Source organism: Shimia sp., assembly GCF_039969785.1.
Lineage (GTDB): Bacteria > Pseudomonadota > Alphaproteobacteria > Rhodobacterales > Rhodobacteraceae > Shimia.
In genome coordinates, this window is record NZ_JBDVNC010000009.1 from 29,847 (window position 1) to 52,205 (window position 22,359).

At 56.9% G+C, this 22,359-nt stretch carries 20 protein-coding genes; 15 read left to right on the top strand and 5 right to left on the bottom strand.

The genetic code is table 11. The features are described from left to right. The first annotated feature begins 45 nt into the window (after positions 1-45). From ABJI08_RS04935 to ABJI08_RS04950, 4 genes are all read left to right on the top strand, one after another. Entirely contained in the window at positions 46-1,605 is a 1,560-nt protein-coding gene (locus ABJI08_RS04935; RefSeq protein WP_348400715.1) for a bifunctional metallophosphatase/5'-nucleotidase, read from the top strand. A 64-nt stretch (positions 1,606-1,669) separates the two neighbouring features. Continuing rightward, the gene (locus ABJI08_RS04940) at positions 1,670-1,975 is read left to right on the top strand and encodes a DUF1992 domain-containing protein (protein ID WP_348400716.1); all 306 of its coding nucleotides are present in this window, start codon (positions 1,670-1,672) and stop codon (positions 1,973-1,975) included. Continuing rightward, on the top strand, positions 1,975-2,652 hold the full coding sequence (locus ABJI08_RS04945; protein ID WP_348400717.1) for an SOS response-associated peptidase: 678 nt from the start codon (positions 1,975-1,977) through the stop codon (positions 2,650-2,652). The genes ABJI08_RS04940 and ABJI08_RS04945 overlap by 1 nt, the downstream gene beginning before the upstream one ends. A gap of 122 nt (positions 2,653-2,774) precedes the next feature. Further along, positions 2,775-3,596, top strand: a complete 822-nt coding sequence (locus ABJI08_RS04950; protein WP_348400718.1) for a bifunctional allantoicase/(S)-ureidoglycine aminohydrolase — start codon at positions 2,775-2,777, stop codon at positions 3,594-3,596. 11 nt (positions 3,597-3,607) lie between these two features. Here ABJI08_RS04950 and bhcR read toward each other — a convergent pair whose 3' ends face one another. Further along, positions 3,608-4,408: an HTH-type transcriptional regulator BhcR gene (gene bhcR, locus ABJI08_RS04955; protein ID WP_348400719.1), complete on the bottom strand. Its 801-nt coding sequence runs from the start codon at positions 4,406-4,408 to the stop codon at positions 3,608-3,610. A 199-nt stretch (positions 4,409-4,607) separates the two neighbouring features. On the opposite strand from bhcR, the gene bhcA reads away from it, so the two are divergent. From bhcA to ABJI08_RS04985, 6 genes are all read left to right on the top strand, one after another. Next, entirely contained in the window at positions 4,608-5,798 is a 1,191-nt protein-coding gene (gene bhcA / locus ABJI08_RS04960; protein ID WP_348400720.1) for an L-aspartate--glyoxylate aminotransferase BhcA, read from the top strand. Beyond that, positions 5,798-6,766, top strand: coding sequence for a beta-hydroxyaspartate dehydratase BhcB (gene bhcB, locus ABJI08_RS04965; protein WP_348400721.1), 969 nt, complete (start codon positions 5,798-5,800; stop codon positions 6,764-6,766). The genes bhcA and bhcB overlap by 1 nt, the downstream gene beginning before the upstream one ends. Positions 6,767-6,771: 5 nt before the next feature. Continuing rightward, positions 6,772-7,935, top strand: a complete 1,164-nt coding sequence (bhcC, locus tag ABJI08_RS04970) for a 3-hydroxy-D-aspartate aldolase BhcC (protein ID WP_348400722.1) — start codon at positions 6,772-6,774, stop codon at positions 7,933-7,935. An 83-nt stretch (positions 7,936-8,018) separates the two neighbouring features. Further along, a complete protein-coding gene (gene bhcD, locus ABJI08_RS04975; RefSeq protein ID WP_348400723.1) occupies positions 8,019-8,984 on the top strand; it encodes an iminosuccinate reductase BhcD in 966 nt (321 codons plus the stop codon). Positions 8,985-9,056: 72 nt separating this feature from the next. Then, positions 9,057-10,064: a glyceraldehyde 3-phosphate dehydrogenase NAD-binding domain-containing protein gene (locus ABJI08_RS04980; protein ID WP_348400724.1), complete on the top strand. Its 1,008-nt coding sequence runs from the start codon at positions 9,057-9,059 to the stop codon at positions 10,062-10,064. Positions 10,065-10,083: 19 nt separating this feature from the next. Next, positions 10,084-12,363 (top strand): NADP-dependent malic enzyme, encoded by a 2,280-nt coding sequence (locus ABJI08_RS04985; protein ID WP_348400725.1) that lies wholly within the window; start codon positions 10,084-10,086, stop codon positions 12,361-12,363. A 252-nt stretch (positions 12,364-12,615) separates the two neighbouring features. Here the strand turns inward: ABJI08_RS04985 and ABJI08_RS04990 are convergent, their stop codons facing one another. Then, positions 12,616-14,388 carry an SLC13 family permease gene (locus ABJI08_RS04990; protein WP_348400734.1) on the bottom strand — a complete coding sequence of 591 codons (1,773 nt, stop codon included), beginning with the start codon at positions 14,386-14,388 and terminating at the stop codon, positions 12,616-12,618. Between the two features lie 142 nt (positions 14,389-14,530). Between ABJI08_RS04990 and ABJI08_RS04995 the strand changes: the two genes are divergently transcribed. Beyond that, positions 14,531-15,271 (top strand): YebC/PmpR family DNA-binding transcriptional regulator, encoded by a 741-nt coding sequence (locus ABJI08_RS04995; protein ID WP_348400726.1) that lies wholly within the window; start codon positions 14,531-14,533, stop codon positions 15,269-15,271. Positions 15,272-15,324: 53 nt separating this feature from the next. On the opposite strand, the gene ABJI08_RS05000 is transcribed toward ABJI08_RS04995, so the two are convergent. After that, positions 15,325-16,401, bottom strand: coding sequence for an acyltransferase (locus ABJI08_RS05000; RefSeq protein ID WP_348400727.1), 1,077 nt, complete (start codon positions 16,399-16,401; stop codon positions 15,325-15,327). 56 nt (positions 16,402-16,457) lie between these two features. Then, complete coding sequence (locus ABJI08_RS05005; RefSeq protein WP_348400728.1) at positions 16,458-17,339, bottom strand: LysR family transcriptional regulator ArgP; 882 nt, start codon at positions 17,337-17,339, stop codon at positions 16,458-16,460. An 85-nt stretch (positions 17,340-17,424) separates the two neighbouring features. Here ABJI08_RS05005 and ABJI08_RS05010 point away from each other — a divergent pair, with 85 nt between their 5' ends. The 3 genes from ABJI08_RS05010 (at position 17,425) to ABJI08_RS05020 (ending at position 20,135) form a co-directional block, all read left to right on the top strand. Further along, positions 17,425-18,027, top strand: a complete 603-nt coding sequence (locus ABJI08_RS05010) for a LysE/ArgO family amino acid transporter (protein ID WP_348400735.1) — start codon at positions 17,425-17,427, stop codon at positions 18,025-18,027. 87 nt (positions 18,028-18,114) lie between these two features. Continuing rightward, positions 18,115-19,020: a DMT family transporter gene (locus ABJI08_RS05015; protein WP_348400729.1), complete on the top strand. Its 906-nt coding sequence runs from the start codon at positions 18,115-18,117 to the stop codon at positions 19,018-19,020. Between the two features lie 56 nt (positions 19,021-19,076). Beyond that, positions 19,077-20,135: a DUF1036 domain-containing protein gene (locus ABJI08_RS05020; RefSeq protein ID WP_348400730.1), complete on the top strand. Its 1,059-nt coding sequence runs from the start codon at positions 19,077-19,079 to the stop codon at positions 20,133-20,135. Positions 20,136-20,142: 7 nt separating this feature from the next. Here the strand turns inward: ABJI08_RS05020 and betI are convergent, their stop codons facing one another. Continuing rightward, the gene (betI, locus tag ABJI08_RS05025) at positions 20,143-20,727 is read right to left on the bottom strand and encodes a transcriptional regulator BetI (protein WP_348400731.1); all 585 of its coding nucleotides are present in this window, start codon (positions 20,725-20,727) and stop codon (positions 20,143-20,145) included. A gap of 142 nt (positions 20,728-20,869) precedes the next feature. Between betI and betB the strand changes: the two genes are divergently transcribed. Further along, positions 20,870-22,321 carry a betaine-aldehyde dehydrogenase gene (betB, locus tag ABJI08_RS05030; RefSeq protein WP_348400732.1) on the top strand — a complete coding sequence of 484 codons (1,452 nt, stop codon included), beginning with the start codon at positions 20,870-20,872 and terminating at the stop codon, positions 22,319-22,321. The last annotated feature ends 38 nt before the right edge of the window (positions 22,322-22,359 follow it).

Here is a 22,359-nt window from a genome sequence, read left to right on the forward strand (position 1 = left end):
GAAGGGCAACCTTTCGATATAAATGCCAACAGAGAGGGGATTCTCATGATTGCTCGTTTTATGACGGGGGCGGCGGCGCTGGCTGTAACGGCCGGAATGGCTGCGGCCGACTATTCGCTGACCATCCTGCACACCAATGATTTCCACGCCCGGTTTGAACCGATTTCAAAATATGATTCCGGATGCGGAGAAGAATCCAACGCCGAAGGCAAATGCTTTGGCGGGTCGGCGCGGCTTGTCACGGCCCTGGCGGATGCGCGGGCGCGGTCGAACAATTCCATCCTTGTGGATGGCGGGGACCAGTTTCAGGGCACGCTGTTTTACACCTATTACAAGGGCAAGCTGGCCGCCGAAATGATGAACAATATGGGCTATGACGCGATGACCGTGGGCAACCACGAATTCGACGATGGCCCCGAGGTGCTGCGCGGCTTTATGGATTCTGTGGATTTCCCTGTTTTGATGTCCAATGCGGATGTCAGCAAGGAAGAATTGCTTGCCGACTCGCTGATGAAATCGACGGTGATCGAACGCGGCGGGGAAAAGCTGGGCCTGATCGGGCTGACGCCTCAGGACACGGATGAGCTGGCCAGCCCCGGGCCAAATGTTACGTTCTCTGATCCGGTTGCCGCAGTACAAGGCGAAGTGGACAAGCTGACCGAAATGGGCGTGAACAAGATTATCGTGCTCAGCCACTCTGGCTACCGCGTGGATCAGCGCGTTGCCGCAGAGACCACAGGCGTTGACGTAATTGTGGGCGGGCATTCGAACACGTACCTGTCCAATACGTCTGATAAGGCGCAGGGACCCTATCCAACCATGGTGGGCGAAACCGCCATCGTGCAGGCCTATGCCTATGGTAAATTTCTGGGTGAGCTGAACGTCACGTTCAATGATGCCGGTGAAATCACCGAAGCTATGGGCGAGCCGATCATCATGGATGCGGCCATCTCAGAACATGCGGACACCAAGGCGCGCATCAAAGAAGCTGCCGCACCGCTCGAAGAAATCCGCAACCGGGTTGTGGCCGAGACCGCTGAACCAATTGATGGCGAACGCGGCTCTTGCCGTGCGCAAGAATGTGCAATGGGCAACCTGATCGCGGATGCAATGCTGGACCGTGTCAAGGATCAGGGCGTCGAGATCGCCATCCAGAACGGCGGCGGCATTCGTGCCTCTATCGATCAGGGGGAAGTGACCATGGGCGAAGTGCTGACAGTGCTGCCGTTCCAGAACACGCTGTCCACCTTTGAAGTCAAAGGCGCAACTGTTGTCGAAGCCCTGGAAAATGGCGTGAGCCAGCACGAAGAAGGCGCGGGCCGCTTCCCACAAGTCGCGGGTTTGACCTATGCGTTTGATGCGGCGCAACCTGCTGGCAGCCGTGTCAGTGACGTGATGGTTGGCGGTGCGGCGATTGACCTGGAAAAAGTCTATGGCGTTGTGTCTAACAATTATGTGCGCAATGGCGGCGACGGGTACAAAATGTTCCGCAGCGCGATGAACGCTTATGATTTTGGGCCGGACCTTGCAGATGTGACGGCTGAATTCATGGCCGCGCAGGGCGCATTCAAGCCGTATCTTGATGGACGTATCGTGGCAAAGTGATTGTCTGACTTGACCTTTAAGGCCTCCACCGGAACACTGGTGGGGGCTTTTTCTTGGGGTTCACATGGATCACCCGTTGTTCGACCTGATCACCAGACGCATTCGCGAGGCTGAGGAAGCCGGCGAATTTGACAACCTGCCGGGAGCGGGCAAACCTTTGCCCCGGGTGAATGATCCCGAAAACGCGCTGATCAATCGGTTGATCCGGGAAAACGGCGCGGTGCCGGAATTTGTGTCTTTGTCGCGCGAGCTGACCCGGATGCGACAGGAACTGCGCGACGTTGACGACCGCACCAGACGGCGTGATATTCTGAAAGAGATGTCGATGATGGAGGCCAGGATTGATCTGGCCCGAAAGCGGTATCGCTGATGTGCGGCCGGTTTGCTGTCACTTTGCCGACAGATGCTATGGCTCAGCTTTTTGCGGCGTCCCCGGCCAATAATTTGCCGGACGTCCCGAATTTCAATGTGTGCCCCACAAATGATGTTCACGTTGTTCTGGGGGCTGATGCGCGGCAGGCGCGCCGTTTGGCATCTATGCGCTGGGGGTTTATTCCGCGCTGGTACAAAAAGCCCAATGACGGTCCTTTGCTGATTAACGCCCGGGCCGAGACTCTTGCGGAAAAGCCCGCATTTCGTGCGGCCTGTCGCGAGCGTCGGTGTCTGATCCCTGTCAGTGGGTTTTACGAATGGACCAAGGATGACGACGGGGTGCGATGGCCATGGTATATTCAGGGGCCTGAAACGCTGGCGCTGGCGGGCGTTTGGCAAGTTTGGGAACAACAGGACGCGCGGCTGGTCACATGTGCCATTGTCACAACCGGCGCAAATACATCGATGTCGCGCATTCACCATCGGATGCCGGTTGTAGTTTCCAAGGATGATTGGGGGCTGTGGCTGGGCGAAAACGGCCATGGCGCCGCCTCGTTGATGACGTCCGCTGACGAAAACCTGTTGCAGTTTCATGCGGTTGACCGCGCCGTCAATTCCAACCGGGCACATGGTGCACAACTAATCGAACCCGCCCCTAATGCGACGGGCAAATAGCAATATCAAAGTATTTTCAATTTTTTCAGGATAATGCTTCAACGTCTGACGGCGCGCTTTGCTGTTGGCCTGCGCTTCTGGAAACGGTTTGATAGGGGCAACACAATTAGATTGGTGCCGGTATGTCGAAGTCTCCTTATTATGCTCCTCAAGGCGGGTTGCCGCCGCAAACACAACTTTTGACAGACCGGGCGATGTTCACCGATGCCTATGCGGTCATCCCGCGGGGCACCATGACGGACATCGTGACGTCCAACCTGCCTTTGTGGGACAACACCCGCGCGTGGGTGATCGCACGCCCGATGAGCGGGTTTGCCGAATCATTTTCACACTACATTACCGAAGTGTCGCCGGGCGGAGGCAGCCAGAAACCAGAGCTGGATCCGCGCGCGCAGGGCGTTGTTTTTGTAGTAGAGGGCACATGCCAGATCACAATTGAGGGCGCCACTCATACGCTAAACGAAGGCGGCTATGCGTTTTTGCCTGCGGGGTGTGACTGGCAATTGCGCAATTTGTCGGACGCGCCGGTGCGCTTTCACTGGGTCCGCAAGGCTTATGACGCCGTGCCGGGGATTGATGCGCCCGAGGCATTTGTGACCAACGAGAAAGATGTTTCGCCCAATGCGATGCCGGACACAGACGGCAAATGGGCGACCACGCGCTTTGTCGAACCTGACGACATGCGGCACGATATGCACGTTAATATCGTGACATTTGAACCCGGCGCGGTGATCCCGTTTGCCGAAACACATGTCATGGAACACGGGCTTTATGTGCTGGAGGGCAAGGCGGTCTATCGGCTCAATCAGGATTGGGTTGAGGTTGAGGCCGGGGATTACATGTGGTTGCGCGCATTTTGCCCGCAAGCCTGTTACGCGGGTGGGCCGGGACGGTTCCGTTATTTGCTCTACAAAGACGTCAACCGGCACATGAAGCTGGGCTAACCAAGGCGCAGTTATGACGCACCCAAGGCGCGGCTCAGGTCATGCGCCGCGTCGCGCACCAGCGCGCCAATAGTCTGGATACGCGCTGTGTCCAGCCGATGTGTCGGGCCGGAGATGGAAATGCCGGCGACAGCCTCTCCAAACAGATTATAGATTGGCGCCGCGATACAACGCATGCCTTCGGCGCGCTCTTCGTCATCAAAACTAAACCCGCGATCCCGGGTAAGAGCGAGATCAGCGCGCAACTGAGACTGTGACGTCAAAGTTTTGGGGGTGAAGCTTTCAAGATCGTCTTCGCCAAACAACCGCGTGTCGTCCATCGAGGCCAAAAGCGCCTTGCCGATACCAGAGGCATGCATCGGCGACAGCGTACCGGGCGGGAAAAATGCACGGATGGTTTCGTGCGTTTCAACCTGACTGAGAAACAAGACCTGCCCATTCTTTTCGATGCCCAGATTGGCGGTCTCTCCGGTTTCTTCCATCAGCATGCGCATTACCGGACGGGCGCGTTCGACGACGCTTGACCGTCTGAGAAAAGCCGACCCGATGCGAAACGCGCCCGGGCCAACGTGCCAGGTCTGATCGCCGGGATCGGTGTCCGCCATGCCGCGCAACTGCAGCGTGGTCAGCACCCGATAGATGGTTGCCGGGCTTTGTTTGAGAGAGGCAGCAACTTCGGACAGCGTTAAGCCGCCCTGATCAGCCAGCACCTCCAACACATCAAGGGCACGGTCCAGCGCCTGAATACGGGTCTTGTCCGAGGAATCATTGAAGCCCTTAGGGCGTCCCCGATGGCGTGGATTATCAGGCATATCGCATGTCGATCCGGTTGGGAGAAATCACTTTCAAATCTATTTTGAAAAATGATTTTTCACAATGAAAAAATGTAATACTCTGAAAAGTAACAATAATAGTTGATTTATTGCTGTGCGAAATCGTTTTTCAAAAAAATTGCCATCCATGATCCGCGCCCGTAGTTTGACACTCAACCAAGCCAAGGAGGGCACAAAAATGAGTTTTCAGAACCCGGTTTTCATTCCCGGTCCGACCAATATGCCCGAAGAGTTGCGCCGCGCGGTGGACATGCCGACGCTTGATCACCGCTCGTCGATGTTTGCAGATATGTTGCATCCTGCACGGGCAGGTGTGCGTCAAATCCTGAAAAGTGATCAGGTCGAGATTTTCTTGTTCCCCTCAACCGGAACCGGCGGATGGGAAACCGCGATCACCAACACGCTTTCCCCCGGCGACACAATTTTGGCGGCGCGCAACGGTATGTTCAGCCATCGTTGGATCGACATGTGCCAACGCCACGGTCTGAACGTAAAGATTGTCGAAACTGAGTGGGGGCAGGGCATTCCGACTGCCCGCTTTGAAGAAATTCTGACCGCAGATACCAACCATGAAATCAAGGTTGTGCTTGCGACCCATAACGAAACCGCAACCGGTGTGAAATCTGATATTGCCGGTGTGCGCGGTGCGCTTAATGGGGCTAACCACCCTGCGCTGTTGTTTGTCGATGGTGTAAGCTCGATTGCCTCAATGGATTTCCGGATGGACGAATGGGGCGTTGATATCGCCGTCACCGGATCGCAAAAAGGCTTTATGCTGCCTGCCGGACTGGCGATTATCGGATTTTCGCCGAAGGCCATGCAGGCGGTTGAAACCGCGACATTGCCACGTACGTTTTTCGACATTCGCGACATGGGCCGCAGTTACGAGGCCAACGGGTATCCCTATACGCCAGCGGTTGGGTTGCTGAACGGGTTAAACCGGTCGTGTGATATGCTGCTGAGCGAAGGGTTGGAAAACGTTTTTGCCCGCCATCACCGGATTGCCGCGGGCATACGTGCGGCAGTCGACGCATGGGGACTTGATCTGTGCGCGGCGTCGCCTGATCTTTATTCCGATACTGTCAGCGCCATTCGAACGCCCGAAGGGTTCAATGCGACCAACATCGTGACACATGCTGCTGACACCTATGGCGTTGCCTTTGGGGTTGGGCTGGGTGACGTGGCGGGCAAGGTTTTCCGCATCGGCCATCTGGGTATGCTGACTGACGTTCTGGCGTTGTCAGGCATCGCCACTGCAGAGATGTGCATGGCTGATCTGGGGTTGGATATCCGCCTGGGCTCAGGCGTGGCGGCAGCGCAGGAAATCTATCGGACCAGCGCCGCCAGCCCTTTAAAAGAAGCTGCGTGATGAAGGACATTGTCATGGATATTCCAAGACTAGAGGACATGCTGAACGCGCGTGACCGCATTGCGCCTTATGTCCACCGAACTCCGGTTCTGACGTCGCGGTTCATAAATGAACTCACTGGGGCCGAGCTGTTCTTTAAATGCGAAAACTTTCAGAAAGCCGGCGCATTCAAGGTGCGGGGCGCGTCAAACGCGGTGTTTGGGCTCAGCGAAGATCAGGCCGCGCGCGGTGTTGCGACCCATTCAAGCGGCAACCACGCCTTGTCGCTCAGCTATGCAGCGGGTCGGCGGGGCATTCCGTGCCATGTCGTGATGCCGCGCACCGCGCCCGAGGCCAAGAAGGATGCGGTTCGCGGATATGGCGGCGTGATCACAGAATGCGAACCGTCGACAAGTTCGCGCGAAGAGGTGTTTGCAAAAGTTCAGGCACAAACCGGGGCTGAATTTGTACATCCCTATAATGACCCACGAGTAATTGCGGGGCAGGGCACGTGCTCAGCTGAGCTGATTGAACAGGTTCAGAAACTGGACGCTGTGATCGCGCCAATTGGCGGTGGCGGGATGGTGTCGGGCACGTGCCTGACGCTGTCAAACCTGGCGCCTGATGTGAAAATTTATGCGGCGGAACCGGAACAGGCAGACGATGCCTATCGCAGTTTCAAAGCGGGGCATATCATTGCCGATGACGCGCCCAATACGGTGGCGGATGGTCTGAAAGTGCCTCTGAAGGAGCTGACCTGGCATTTCGTGTCACGCCATGTGAGCGATATGTTCACGGCCAACGAACAGGAGATTATCGATGCCATGCGCCTGATCTGGGCGCGTATGAAGATCGTGATGGAACCAAGCAGTGCAGTGCCTTTGGCCTGTATTCTCAAAAACCCGGATGTGTTTCGCGGGCAACGTGTGGGCGTGATTGTCACGGGTGGTAATGTGGATTTGGGCAAACTGCCCTGGAACAACGGGTGAGCGGGATGAAAGATATGACCAATCTGGATCAATTCGAAGTAGGGTATGACATTCCGGCCAAGCCGGGCATGGATGCGGCTGATATTCAGACGCCAGCCTTGGTGCTGGATCTGGACGCGCTGGAGCGCAACATCAAAAAGATGGGTGACTATGCCAAGGCGCATGGGATGCGCCACCGAGTGCACGGCAAAATGCATAAATCCGTGGATGTGGCCAAGTTGCAGGAACGCCTAGGCGGCGCTGTTGGCGTTTGCTGCCAGAAGGTGAGCGAAGCAGAAGTATTTGCGCGCGGTGGCATCAAGGACGTTCTGGTATCCAATCAGGTGCGTGATGCACAAAAGCTGGACCGGCTGGCACGTCTGCCCAAGTTCGGCGCGCGCACAATTGTCTGTGTAGATGATCTGGCCAATGTGGCGGATCTTTCAGCTGCGGCCACGCGGCACGGAACTCAGTTGGAATGCTTTATCGAGATCGACTGCGGCGCGGGGCGGTGCGGTGTGAATTCGTCAGAAGCGGTTGTAGAGATTGCGCAGGCAATCGAGGCTGCAGACGGGCTGAAATTCAGCGGTATTCAGGCTTATCAGGGCGCAATGCAGCATCTGGACTCCTATGCGGCTCGCAAGGCCAAGCTGGACGTGGCGATTGGCATGGTTCAGGACGTTGTGGATGCGCTTAAGGACGTGGGAATTGCCTGTGATCTGGTATCTGGTGGCGGAACCGGTTCCTATTATTTCGAGAGCAATTCCGGCGTCTATAACGAGCTGCAATGCGGGTCATACGCCTTTATGGACGCGGATTATGGCCGCATTCTGGATGAGAATGGTCAGCGGATTGATCAGGGCGAATGGGAAAATGCGCTGTTCATTCTGACAAGTGTGATGAGCCACACCAAGGCTGACAAAGCCATCGTGGATGCGGGGTTAAAGGCACAATCCGTGGACAGTGGGTTGCCCACTGTATTTGGGCGCGACGATGTCGAATACCTGAAATGTTCGGATGAACACGGGGTTGTGGGCGATCCTCAGGGTGTCTTGCAGATCAATGACAAACTGCATCTTGTGCCCGGGCATTGTGACCCAACCTGCAACGTACATGATTGGTATGTTGGGGTACGAAACGGCAAAGTTGAAACCGTCTGGCCCGTGTCAGCGCGTGGTCGCGCGTATTAATTTCGAACCGGGTTTTGTCGGTTTGACCGGGTGGGGGAACAGCCCCCACCTGAAGCATTTCAAGAACAATAAAGGAGCGGGTCATGTGGATTGTGCCTGAACGTGAGATTGCGGGTCTGGTGTCGCGCGCGGACGCGTTTGATGCCGTAGAGCAGGTATTTGCAGCTATGGCCGCAGGGGAGGCGTATAACTTCCCGGTGGTGCGCGAGGCGATTGGCCATGAAGACGCGCTTTATGGATTTAAGGGCGGATTTGATCGCCCCGGGAGCGCGCTGGGGCTAAAGGCCGGAGGATATTGGCCACACAATCTGGAAAAGCGTGGCTTGATCAACCATCAATCCACGGTTTTTCTGTTTGATCCGGATACCGGCAAACCCGAGGCAATGGTTGGGGGCAACTTGTTGACCGCACTGCGTACAGCGGCGGCGTCGGCGGTTTCGATCAATCATCTGGCGCGCAAAGATGCCAGAGTTCTGGGCATGGTCGGTGCAGGTCATCAGGCGACATTCCAGTTGCGCGCTGCCCTGGAACAGCGGGATTTTGATAGGGTGATCGGCTGGAACCGCCATCCGGAAATGTTGCCGAATATCGCCAAAGTGGCCGAGGAAGCAGGTGTTCCGTTTGAAGCGGTTGATCTGCCCGGCCTTCGGGATGCGGATGTGATCATCACCATTACGTCCTCTTTTGCACCGTCTCTTATGGCGGAACATGTCGCGCCGGGCACTCATCTGGCGTGCATGGGCACGGATACAAAAGGCAAACAGGAAGTTGACCCTGCATTGGTCGCGCATTCCCGCGTCTTTACGGATGAGATCGCGCAATCTGTTAGCATCGGCGAAGCACAGCACGCCATTGCGTCTGGCGATCTGGCCGAGGCGGACATTGCCGAGATTGGCGCCGTGATCAATGGCACACATCCCGGTCGCGCGGATCAGGACCAGATCACCCTGTTTGACGGCACGGGCGTCGGGCTTCAGGATCTGGCGGTCGCGGCGCGCGTGGTCGATCTGGCCAAGGCGCAGGGTGTCGCGATCGAAGTGGACGTCTGAGCGGCTTTTGGGGGTGGTCTTTCCCATTTAAACCCGTTCAATTGACCGCGACAGTTGTGCGGGGCAGGCAAGATGACAGATCGCAAAACAAGGGTATTTGTAAACGGGTTTGGCCGGATCGGGCGCACGCTTTTGCGCATTCTGGCCAAAGGCGCGCACGGGGATATCGATATCGTTGGCATCAATGATATCGAGCCGCTTGATACCTGTGCATATCTCTTTGAGTTCGACAGCGTTTTTGGCGCGTATCCCGGTCAGGTTTCGACAGAAGATCAGGTTCTGCATGTGGATGATATGCACATCCCGTTTTTCGCGCAGACAGATATTTCCACCCTGGACCTGAGCGCGGTTGACGTCGTGCTGGAATGCACCGGCATGGCCGGGGTGCGTTATGTGGCAGAACGCGGGCTGGCGGCGGGTGCGGGATCGGTATTGATCTCGGGGCCATCAGGTGACGCTGACAAGACCGTGGTCATGGGGGCCAATGAACATCTGATAGGTAATCATCGGATTATTTCGAATGCGTCCTGCACAACAAACGCGCTGGCGCCGCTTTTGCGCATACTGGATTCAGAGTTCGGACTGGTGAGCGGCCAAATGACAACGGTGCATTGCTACACCGGCTCTCAACCGACCGTGGACAAGCCACGCGGCGATTTGGCGCGCAGCAGAGCTGCGGCCTTGTCTATGGTGCCAACAACCACATCCGCGCAACGCTTGATTGATCTGGTTTTGCCGCATCTGCAAGGCCGGGTTGAAACCAGAGCCATTCGCGTTCCAACCGCCAGTGTTTCTGCAATTGACCTGACAATACAAACAGTTAGTACGGTCACGGTGGATCAGGTTAATGCCGTTCTCAGGGCTGAATCTGAACGTGACGGGCTGATTGGCTGGACTACCAAACCTCTGGTGTCGACAGACCTGCGTGCACGTCCTGAATCGCTGATTGTCAGCGGTGTGGAGACCTCTGTTTCGGTCGGCGGGCTGTTGCGGGTTTTTGGTTGGTACGATAATGAATGGGGCTTTTCCAACCGCATGTTGGACATGGCCAAAATAATGGGACGCCGGGTGCCGGCATAGGGGATTTCGGGAGTATAGAATGGACAATGATGATAAGGCTCGCGCAACTGAGCGCGAAGCAGCGCTGAACTATCACGAATTCCCTAAGCCGGGTAAGCTGGAAATCCGGGCGACCAAGCCGATGACCACCGGGCGTGACCTGAGCCGGGCCTACAGCCCCGGTGTGGCAGATGCCTGTCTTGAGATCGAAAAGACGCCTTCGGATGCGTCGCGCTACACTGCCAAGGGTAACCTGGTCGGCGTGGTGTCCAACGGAACGGCTGTTTTGGGCTTGGGGAATATTGGTGCTCAGGCCAGCAAACCGGTGATGGAAGGCAAAGCGGTTCTGTTCAAGAAATTCGCGGGAATTGACTGCTTTGATATCGAAGTCAACGAGAGCGACCCTGAAAAACTGGCCGATCTGGTCTGTCGTCTGGAGCCTACTTTTGGCGCGATTAACCTTGAAGATATCAAGGCGCCCGACTGTTTTCTGGTCGAACGTATTTGTAAGGAACGGATGAATATCCCGGTCTTTCACGATGACCAGCACGGTACCGCGATTGTAGCGGCGGCGGCGGCCTATAACGCGTTGATCGTGGCCAAGAAAAACGTCGAGGACATCAAGGTTGTTGCACTGGGCGCGGGGGCTGCCGGGATTGCCTGTCTTAAAATGCTCATGACCATGGGTGTGCAGCATGAAAACATCCTGATGCTGGACAGCAAAGGGGTTGTTCACACACAGCGCAATGACCTGACAGCGGAGAAATCCGAGTTCGCGCAACCGACAGACAAACGCACAACCTTGGAAGCGATGGAAGGAGCGGATTTGTTCCTGGGCGTGTCTGGTCCGGGATTGCTGACCAAAGAGATGGTCGAGCAGATGGCAGAGGATCCGATCATCTTTGCTTTGGCCAACCCGACGCCAGAGATTATGCCGGAATTGGCCCGCGAAGCCGCGCCCGGCGCGCTGATTGCGACAGGGCGGTCCGATTATCCCAATCAGGTCAACAATGTTCTGTGCTTCCCGTTTATTTTCCGAGGCGCGCTGGATGTCGGTGCCACTGAGATTAACGATGAAATGAAACTGGCCTGCGTGGAAGCCATTGCCTCTTTGGCGCGTGCAACCACAAGTGCAGAGGTCGGGGTGGCCTATCGTGGTGAGCGGTTGTCATTTGGGCCTGACTATCTGATTCCAAAGCCATTTGACCCACGCCTGATGCCAACCATTGCGGTTGCGGTTGCGCGCGCGGCCATGGACAGCGGTGTCGCCAGCAAAGACCTGGATCTTGTCGCGTACGAAGAACGCCTGAAATCTTATGTGTTCCGATCCACTATGATCATGCGTCCGGTCTTTGATGCGGCAAGTCGCACCCGGAGACGGATCATTTTCGCAGAGGGTGAAGACGAACGCGTGTTGCGTTGTGCTCAGGCGATGATGGAAGACACGGTTGATACGCCAATCCTGATTGGACGGCCCGAGGTTGTTGAGCTGCGTTTGGAACGTGCCGGGTTGAAAATTAAACCGGGTAAGGACTTTGAACTGATCAACCCGGAACAGGACGACCGGTTCCGCGATTACTGGACACATTATCATAACAAGCTGCGCCGCGAAGGGGTGAGCCCGGATTCGGCCAAGGCGATTATGCGCACCAATACGACCGCGATTGCGGCCATTGCGGTGGATCGCGGAGACGCCGAAAGCATGATTTGCGGCACCTTTGGTGAGTATCGCTGGCATCTGCGTTATGTCACGCAAATGCTTGGAAACAAACAGCTTCACCCAATTGCATCGTTGTCTCTGATCCTGTTGGACAAGGGCGCATTGTTCTTGGCCGACACGCATATTCATATCGAACCGAATTCAGAGCAGGTCGCGGAAACAATAATTGCTGCGGCGCGGCACGTGCGGCGGTTTGGGGTTGATCCGAAAATTGCGCTGTGTTCGGGAAGTCAGTTTGGTAATCTGGACAGCCACTCTGGTCGGGTGATGCGCGGTGCATTGGAGGTTCTGGATCGCGATGAGCAGGACTTTGAATACGAAGGCGAAATGCACACGGATGCGGCGCTAGACCCTGAGTTGCGGGAACGTTTGTTCCCCGGTGGACGGCTTAATGGGGCAGCGAATGTTCTGGTTTATTCCAACACGGATGCAGCCGGGGCCACCCGTAACATCCTGAAATCCGTGGCAAATGGGCTTGAGGTTGGTCCGATCCTGATGGGCATGGGCAACCGGGCGCATATTGTGACACCGTCAACCACCGTGCGCGGTTTGCTGAACACCGCAGCCTTGGCCGGGATGGATGTATCTTCTTACGGGTGATGAAAATACGCGCCGCGCAAACAGGTTTTGACCGTCCGCGCGGCGCGCCTATTTTAGCTTGAAAACCCGGATCGGTACGCCGTCGGTATTACGTCGGTATTGCGTCGGTGTCGTGAATGCGATCCCGCGCAAAAGCGACTTGAAGATACTCTTCGCCGAAGCGAACATTTTTAGGATCTGACGCGGATCAGGAATGTTTGCCTTGCCGATGTCTGCCGTGCCGTGCTGCGAGTTCCTCTCGACCAGTCCGGGTTACAAAGGCCAGAATACCAGAATAGATGGGATCGACACGGCGACCACCAGCACCTCTAAAGGCAGGCCCATGCGCCAGTAATCGCCAAACTGATAGCCGCCGGGGCCAAGGATAAGCGTGTTATTCTTGTGACCAATGGGAGTCAGAAATGCCGAGCTGGCGGCCACGGCGACGGCCATCAGGAACGGATCAGCAGACACGCCCAGAGATTGCGCCATCTGAATGCCGACCGGCGCTGCAACAATGGTGGTGGCGGTATTATTCAGCACGTCAGACAGCGTCATCGTGACCAGCATCAGCACCGTCAACACAGCCCAGGCAGGCAGGCCAGAGGTCAGCGAGACCAGCGCATTGGCGATCATGACCGTGCCGCCGGAACTGTCCAGCGCCGCGCCCAGCGGGATCATCGAGCCAAGCAGGACAACCACCGGCCATTCGATATGCTTGTAGATTTCCGAAATCGGTACAATCTTGGCCAGAACATATGCCACCACCACAAGGCCTAGCGCGATAGGCAGATAGATCAGGCCCAGTGACGCGGCGATAACCGCGCCCAGAAACAGACCGATGGCCAACCAGATTTTCGAGTTGGCCGTAACCACCAAACCGCGATCAGCCAGCGGCAGGCACCCCAGCCAGTCGGTGACATCCGCGCCGCGATCCTTTTGCACGAGCACCAAAAGGATATCACCGGGTTGAACAACGGTTTTGCGAATCTGGCTGCGAATGCGTCTGCCCTGGCGTGAGATGCCCATCAACAAAGCACCCTGACGCCATGCCAGCCCCAGTTTCTGCGCCGTCTTGCCCGCGATGCGCGCGGTTTCCGAGGCGACTATCTCGATAATATCCAACCCGTCGCCCGCAGCGTTCAGTTGTTCTTCGCGCTTTTCATCAGAAAAGCTGAGTGACAGGGCGGCGCGAAATTCATCCAGCGCGTCCGGGGTGGCCTCGAGCACCAGCGTGTCGCCTTGCTGCAAAATGTTGTTACGCGCCGCGCCATAAAGCCTTTGACCATTGCGGATCAGACCCAGCAAAGCGACATCGCTTTCTTCGGCTTGTGCGTCCAGTTCGGCCAGCCGTTGGCCGATGATTTTGCTTTCGGCGGGGACTGTCAGTTCGGCGATATACTGGCCCAGATCAGACACCCGTTTGCCTGCATCTTCGCGATCGGGGATCATGCGCCAGCCGATCAGCGCGACAAAGGCCAGACCGGCAATTGCGGTGATGCCGCCCACCGGGGCAAAGTCAAACATGCGGAAGGGTTCGCCAAGCGCTTCTTCACGGATTGAGGCAATAATGATGTTGGGCGGTGTGCCGATCAGCGTTGCCATGCCGCCCAGAATGGTGGCAAAAGACAGTGGCATCAATGACTTGGCTGGGCTTCGATCAGCCTTGCGCGCAGTTTGGATGTCGACGGGCATCAACAGCGCCAGCGCGGCAACGTTGTTCATAAAGGCCGAAAGAACGGCCCCGATTGTGCCGATCATTGCGATATGTGCGCCCAGTCTGCGGCTGCTGTCGACCAGCGTTCGGGTGATCAGAAACACCGCGCCCGAGCGCACCAATCCGGCAGACACCACCAGCACCAGCGCAACAATGATCGTGGCCGGGTGGCCAAATCCGGCAAACGCATTTTTGACCGGCACCACCCCCAGAACCACCCCAAGCATCAGGGCGGTGAATGCGATCAGGTCATAGCGAAATCGCCCCCAGAGCAGCATGACAAAGACACCGCCAAACAGACTGAAAAGGATGATCTGGTCGATGGTCATATGGGCCTCGGTGTCGTTGCCGGTGTTTTTCCTGATCCAACCGCAGCGGCGCGCGGAAAGCAAGCGCTTGCGGGTCTTGGCCGGTGTGCCGTATAGAAGCGCTGATACCGCAACCAAGCGAAGAGATTACCGGAGGCGAAACATGGCTGGCCATAGTAAATGGGCAAATATTCAGCACCGCAAAGGCCGTCAGGATGCGGCGCGCAGCAAGCTGTTTTCGAAATTGTCAAAAGAGATCACGGTGGCCGCCAAGATGGGCGACCCCGATCCCGAAAAGAACCCGCGTCTGCGTCTGGCTGTCAAAGAAGCCAAATCGCAATCTGTGCCAAAGGACGTGATTGATCGCGCGATTAAGAAATCCGTGGCGGGCGACGGCGACGATTATGAAGAGATCCGCTATGAGGGCTATGGCCCCAATGGCGTGGCGGTGATTGTCGAGGCGATGACCGACAACCGCAACCGCACCGCGTCGACTGTGCGCTCAACCTTTTCCAAGAATGGCGGCAATCTGGGTGAAACCGGATCGGTTGGCTTTATGTTTGAACGCAAAGGCGAAGTGACTTATCCGGCGGGTGCCGGGGATGCGGACACAATCTTTGAAGCCGCCATCGAAGCGGGCGCCGAAGACGTGGAAAGCAGCGAAGATGGTCACATTATCTGGTGCGAAGATTCCGATCTGAACGACGTGTCCGGCGCGCTGGAAACTGCGTTAGGCGAAAGCGACTCGACCAAGCTGGTCTGGAAGCCGACAACCTCGACCGAGATGGATCTTGAGGGCATGCAGAAGCTGATGAAGCTGATTGATGCGCTGGAAGATGACGATGACGTGCAACGCGTGACGGCCAACTTTGAAGCCAGCGACGAGGTTATGGAACAGCTCTGAGGGCAGTTTCCAGAGAGAACAGAGGGGCGCGCCGGTCTGGCAGCGCCCCTTTTTTATGCGCCGCTGGGTTGGGCGGCCAGCTTGCGAGCGCGAATTTTGTCCTGTGGCAGGCCAAGGAACACGAAACCGGTCAGCGGCCAGCGCAGCAGCAGGTGTTGTACAAGCATCGGGCCAGCGGTGCCCAGAACCAGCCCGACCAACACGATCCCAACAAGCGGGATCGGTTCACCTGCGGCGTGCCAGGCTTTGGTGGTGAAGGCGGTAAAGAACACGTGGAACAGGTAGATGGCATAGGAATACGCGCCGATGCGGGCCAGAGGGCGTACATTCAGGCGCAGCATGATCAGGCCGAAACAGGCGGAAAACCCGAGATAGATCGCGATCAGGCGGCGGGACAATCCGGTGATCTCAAGCGTGCCATCCGCGATTTTCCAGCCAATAAGCAACCCAACGATCAGCAGCATTGCGCCAAACGGGCGGGCTGCGGGATGGGTGCGCAGACGTTGGCGCAGCGCCGGGGTTTGGGCCAGCAGGTAGCCGGACATGAAGAACGGCAAAAGGAACACCGCATTCACGATTGAGAACCAGTTGATCATGGGGAAGGGCAGCATGGCAAAGCCCCACCACAGAATGCCAAACACGCCGAGGCCAAACGCAACAGCCTTGTGACGTGCGCCGCCGGTCAGGCAGGTCGCCAGCACAAAGCAGGTCATGATCAGGAAGCTGGCCTGAAGGAACCAGAAATGCGCGTAGGAGCTGATGAAGATCATCGGATAGGCCATCTGATCTGATCCGGTCACGGCGCGTGCCAGCCAGAACAGCGAACCGACGGCGGCCATTGGCAACAAAAGACGCCGGGCTTTCTTGCGGATCACTGTGCCAGCGGTCGAAAACTGACCGGTGGCACCTGCAAACACCATGCCAGAGATAAAGCTGAAGATGGGCATGCGCATGTCTTGGGTCGTGTGGCTGATAATGCTGACAGGATGATCCAGCGCCAGCTCGAGACCATAATTGGGCGAGATGCCAACGACGTGGTGCAATACAAGGATGAAACACACGATGGCGCGCACTGTGTCAACTTCCAGACGCATGGCGGCGGCGGTGGTTTTGTCGGGTGTCAGTGTCATCAGAATTCCATCATTAACGTGGGTTTGTCGCGGTTGTATCCTGCCATACCGGCGAATTACGGGCTGATAAGTGCCAATTTCGTGGCCGCGCGCACGCTGCGGGTCAATGGTTTGAGTGCGCCCGACACAATCCGGCTGGCCTGCCAATATAGGGCGACATCGTGATAGGCATCTCCGAGCAAGGGCACCAGACGTCCGGCTGCAATGTGATCTTTTACCAGAATTTCAGGGTTCATACCCCAGCCCATCCCAAGAAGGCTGGCCTCAATAAACCCTTGTGATGACGGGAGGCGATGGCTGGGCGGCGCGGGGGCGGCCCCAAGATGCGCCATCATCCAGTTTTGTTGCAGATTGTCTTTGGCATCAAAACGCAACATCGGCGCGCGCGCGATGGTATCTGCAGTCACGCCGTCGACAAAGTGGCGTGCAATAAATGCCGGGCTGGCGGTGGCCAGATATCGTATAGCCCCCAAGGCATGGCTGTCACATCCCGCGACAGGGGTTTCATGGGCCGTCACGGCTGCAGAAACTTCGCCACGGCGCAGCCAGTCTGCCGAAAAGTCCTGATCATCAACCACGAGATCGAACAACAGATCGGGCACCTGCGCGGCAGCAGGCAGGAACCAGGTGGCAAGACTGTCAGCGTTCACGGCAACGCGCAGGCGGGCCGCGCGCGGTGTCAACGCGGTCAGCTCGCGCGCCAGCCCCTGTTCCAGCAAGCCCACCTGATCCAGATGCGCGGCCAGCCGTCGACCGGTTTTTGTGCCGGTACAGGGCTGCCCGCGCAGCACGAGCGGCGTGCCGATGCGTTCCTCGAGCGATTTGAGCCTTTGCGAGATTGCCGATTGGGTCACCCCAAGTGCGGCAGCGGCGGCGTCAAAGCTGCCGGTGCGCAATATCGCAGAAAGGGCGGTGAGTTGGGCGTAGTCGACCTGCATTAGTTTTCCTAATGTATTGTCAAGATACTTAATTTGCATAATGGAACCCCACATCGTAGGCAAGGCGCAACAAGGAGATGTGCGTATGTTTGAGGCTGGCGTTGCGGGGTTTGCATTGGGATTCTCGCTGATCATGGCAATTGGTGCGCAGAATGCATTCGTCTTGCGTCAGGGATTGCGGGGGGAATTTGTGCTTCCGCTTGTGCTGACCTGTGCGATTTCGGATGCCTTGTTGATAACGGCGGGAGTCGCTGGGTTTGGCGCGTTGATTGCAGGCAGCTCTTGGGCGCTTGATCTTGTGCGATGGGCAGGGGCTGCATTTCTGATTGTCTATGGGGCAATGAATTTTCGCGCGGCCTGGCAGGGTGGTGACACGCTTCAGGACACGGGCGGTACGGCGGGCAGTTTGGGGGCGGCGCTGGGCACTTGCTTGCTGCTGACATGGGCCAATCCGCATGTGTATCTTGATACAGTTGTTTTGCTGGGTGGGATTTCGGCACAATATCAGGTGGCGTGGGCCTTTGGGGTTGGTGCTGCGATCAGCAGTTTTGTGTTCTTTTTCATACTTGGGTTTGGTGCGCGTTTGTTGCGGCCGGTGTTTACAAGCGCGCGGGCATGGCAATGGCTGGATGTGTTGGTGGGCGTGACCATGTGGGCGATCGCTGCAACGCTGATTGTGGGAGTCTGATCCGGCCGCTCGGACGAAATGCGCGGTCGGGTTACTTAACCTGTTCGCCATATCGACAGTCCCGATCAAACGTGATCAGGTGCACCCATGGTGGAAGAGACAGATTCACGCCCTGTTGCCGGTGTCTTGTGGATGTTGGTTACGGGGCTTTGCTTTGTGGCAGTGACGGCATTGGTAAAGCTGGTGGGTACGCGTGTGCCGGCCGCCGAGGCGGCGTTCCTGCGGTATGTATTGGGGTTGGTGTTTCTGATCCCGATGCTGCGCCCCTTATTCAGGTCTGGCATGACACGCCGCCAATTGGGATTGTTCAGCCTGCGCGGCGTTTTGCACACTGCGGGCGTTATCCTGTGGTTCTTTGCGATGGCGCGTCTGCCAGTGGCCGAAGTGACATCCATGAACTTTCTGGCGCCGATCTATGTCACGATAGGTGCGGCGTTGTTTCTGGGTGAAAAATTGGCGCTGCGGCGCATTCTGGGGGTTGTGACCGCATTGATCGGTGCGCTGATTATTCTGCGCCCGGGGTTTCGCGAACTTAATCCGGGTCATTTGGCCATGCTGTTCACAGCGGTGTTTTTCGCCGGAGGATATTTGCTGGCCAAAATTCTGAGTGACGAAGTGAGCCCGCTGGTTGTTGTGGGAATGTTGTCGATTTCGGTGACGATTGGGTTGGCACCGGCGGCGTGGCTGGTCTGGGTGCCGCCAACGGTGACAGAATTGGCGATCTTTTTCACCGTGGCGTGTTTCGCGACTGTAGGTCACTACGCCATGACGCTGGCCTTTGCGGCAGCCCCGGTGACAGTGACGCAGCCGGTCAGTTTTTTGCAGCTGATCTGGTCCGTTCTGATCGGGTGGCTGATGTTTGAAGAACAACCCGATATTTGGGTGATCGTCGGCGGGTTGTTGATCGTGTTTGCGATCAGCTTCATCACGTGGCGCGAGGCTGTGTTGAAACGACGTCAGATCACACCTTTGGTCGGACAGACCAAGCTGTGATTGCCTGAACCGCGCAGATGCGGCTAGTCTTGCTGAACGGCAAGGGGGACTCGGCAGTGAAGCTAATTCAATTCTTGGGACTGTGTTTGGTGCTGGCATTTGGGGCAGGCGGCGCCCGGGCCGGGTTAGAAGTGTGCAATGGCACCGACTTTAAGCAAAGCGTGGCGATCGCGTATAAAGATGGAGAGACATACACGTCAGAGGGCTGGTGGACCCTTGGGCCGGGCGCGTGCAAGACACCGGTCAAGGGCGACCTGAAGCGGCGGTATTATTACGTCTACGCCAGCGCATCAGGTCGTGAGTTTTCGCCAAAGGACAAGTATACATTCTGCACAGTTTCAGAAGTGTTCACCATTGTCGGGGATGATGCTTGCAACGCGCGCGGGTATGACCGAAAGGGGTTCGCCCGTGTGGATACTGGTAAGACGGCCAAAGAATTTACGGTCATGTTGAATGGTTCAGAATTCCAAGCCAAAGCAGCGCCTCAGGTGCCTGCGCACGAACAGATGGGCGCGATTGCGCGCGATATGTTGCCTTTGCGCGTTGCGGCCGAGCCAGGGTATTATGGCGAGCCTTATTCGCAGAATGGTATCTTTCAAGGCTGCAAGTCCGGCGATTCCGGTGCGTGGTGCGCGTTTCATGCTGAGGGTTGGAAGTTCTATGCCTATTATGGGGCAGGGACTCCGATCAGCCTGTTGGACAAGCTGGAATTTCTGCCAGTGGGTACCCCGGTCAGCTTTGCCGGGGACATGATGAGCTATGGTGATATCTCGGCCGAAGTCACCTTGCGTGAAGTTGCGTATTTTCCGGGATATGACAGGCATCAGGCAAAACGTATTGCGATGCAGGGCATGTGGCGCAATGTCGATGATCCGGACTCCGAACTTTACATCGAAGGTTCAGAATTATTGGACATCTACGGCGGTGAACGTATGGGCTGGTTGTATCTGCAGATCAGAGAGCGGTGTGACAATGGCCCCGACATTGGTCCGGTGTTGATCCAGACCGAGCCGGAAAACGGCGAAAGCTACTGCTATGTGATCGAAGACGCATCAGATGATCGTCTTGAATTGCTATACTTGGGCGATCCGACGCCGCTGGTGTATCGGCGTTAAAACCCGTTCATTCGTACCGTTGTAGCAAGAGGTTCGCGACCTTGCGCGCCTCGGTCCGGGCTCGCGAAGGATCGAGAGCGACGGCGGATTGCGCGGCTTCCAGCCAGACGCCATCCATATAGCTTTGCAACGCTTCACGTACGGTTTCGCGCCGGTTTTCAGGCAGCAGACTGCGCAACTCAGCGCGTACATGTGCGGTCACACGGGCGCGGTTGATGCGATGCAGGCGTGCGAGCGGCGGGACATACGGCGCGCTACCCCAAAACTGCACCCAGACAGAGCATTGTTCGATTGTATAAAGCCGGTCGGAAAAGTTGGCGTCCAGCACCGCAATCAGGCGATCGTGCGGGGTGCGGGCCACGGCGTAGCGTTCCAGCATCGCGTCTTTCAGTAATGTCATGAGGCGACGCATCGTTGCCTCCATCAGCTTTTCCTTGGAGCCGAAATAGTAATTGATTGAAGCAGCGGTTGCGCCGGCTTCGGCAGCGATTTCAGCCATCGTCACGACGGCATACCCGCGCTGATGAACAGCGGTAATTGTGGCTTCAATCAACTCCTGATGGCGAATGTCTCGGATACGTGTGCGGCCCATACGGGTATACTTGGACGGTCTGTCCGATGGGTGCAATATTGTTGAGCAAATAAAAAAATGAAATGATCATTTAAAAATTGAATGCCGGGTGCTAGGTTTGGACGGTCCGGGGTGCCGGAGAATCTATTCCAGGAGCGCAACCATGCAGGTGCAACCGACAGCAAGCCACTTTGTGGACGGAAAATATGTTGAAGACACAGCCGGTACGCCGATCGACATTGTCTATCCGGCCACTGGCGAAGTGATCGGGCGTGTTTATGCGGCCACACCGGCCATTGTTGAGCAGGCGCTGGTCAGCGCGGAACGTGCGCAAAAGGGCTGGGCCAGGATGACCGGGCGCGATCGTGGGCGCATTCTGACACGGGCGGCGGCGATTCTGCGCGAGCGCAATCATGAGCTTTCGGTGCTGGAGACCTATGACACCGGTAAGCCGTTGCAGGAGACATTGGTGGCAGATGCCACCAGCGCGGCTGATGCGCTGGAGTATTTTGGCGGGTTGGCGGGCAGCCTGACAGGCGAGCATATACCGCTGGGCGAAGACTGGGTTTACACAGTGCGCGAACCGCTGGGCGTGTGTGTCGGTATCGGAGCATGGAATTATCCGACGCAAATTTCCTGCTGGAAGGGCGCGCCTGCGCTGGCATGTGGCAATGCGATGATTTTCAAACCATCCGAAACCACCCCGATTTGCGCCCTGAAAGTGGCGGAAATCCTGATCGAGGCTGGATTGCCCAAAGGGCTTTTCAATGTTGTGCAGGGCATGGGCGAAGTTGGTGCCGCGCTGGTGGGGGATCCACGGGTTGATAAAGTGTCGCTGACCGGATCTGTGCCAACAGGCCGTAAAGTCTATGCCGCCGCAGCCAGTCAGCTGAAACACGTCACGATGGAGCTGGGTGGCAAGTCGCCCCTGATCATTTTTGATGACGCGGATGTGGACAATGCCGTAGGCGGCGCGATCAACGGTAACTTCTATTCTTCGGGGCAGGTGTGTTCCAATGGAACGCGTGTGTTTGTGCAAAAGGGCATCAAGGACGCGTTTCTGAAACGCTTGAAAGAACGTCTGGGGGATGCCGTGATTGGTGATCCGCTGGACGAAGCGACAAGCTTTGGTCCGATGGTCAGTCAGGCGCAGTTGGATATTGTTCTGGGCTATGTCGACAAGGGCGTTGCCGAAGGTGCGCGACTGGTCAGTGGTGGCAAACAATTGGCGCGGGACGGGTTCTTTGTTGAACCGACAGTGTTTGCCAATGTGACAGATGACATGTGCATTGCGCGCGAAGAGATTTTTGGCCCGGTGATGTCGGTGCTGGAGTTTGAGGACGAAGACGAAGTCATCGCGCGGGCCAATGACACCGAGTTCGGATTGTCAGCCGGTGTGTTCACGCGCGATCTGAGTCGGGCGCATCGGGTGATTGGTCAGATGCAGGCGGGCAGTTGCTTTATCAATTCCTACAATGATGCGCCGGTTGAGGCGCCATTTGGGGGCGTCAAAGCCAGCGGCGTCGGGCGTGAAAACTCTAAGGAAGCGATCAAGAACTTCAGTCAGGTGAAATCGGTTTATGTGCGTATGGGCGATGTCGAGGCGGCCTTTTGAGCGGAGCACGCGCCCTTTTGGCGGTCTCCCACCCACCC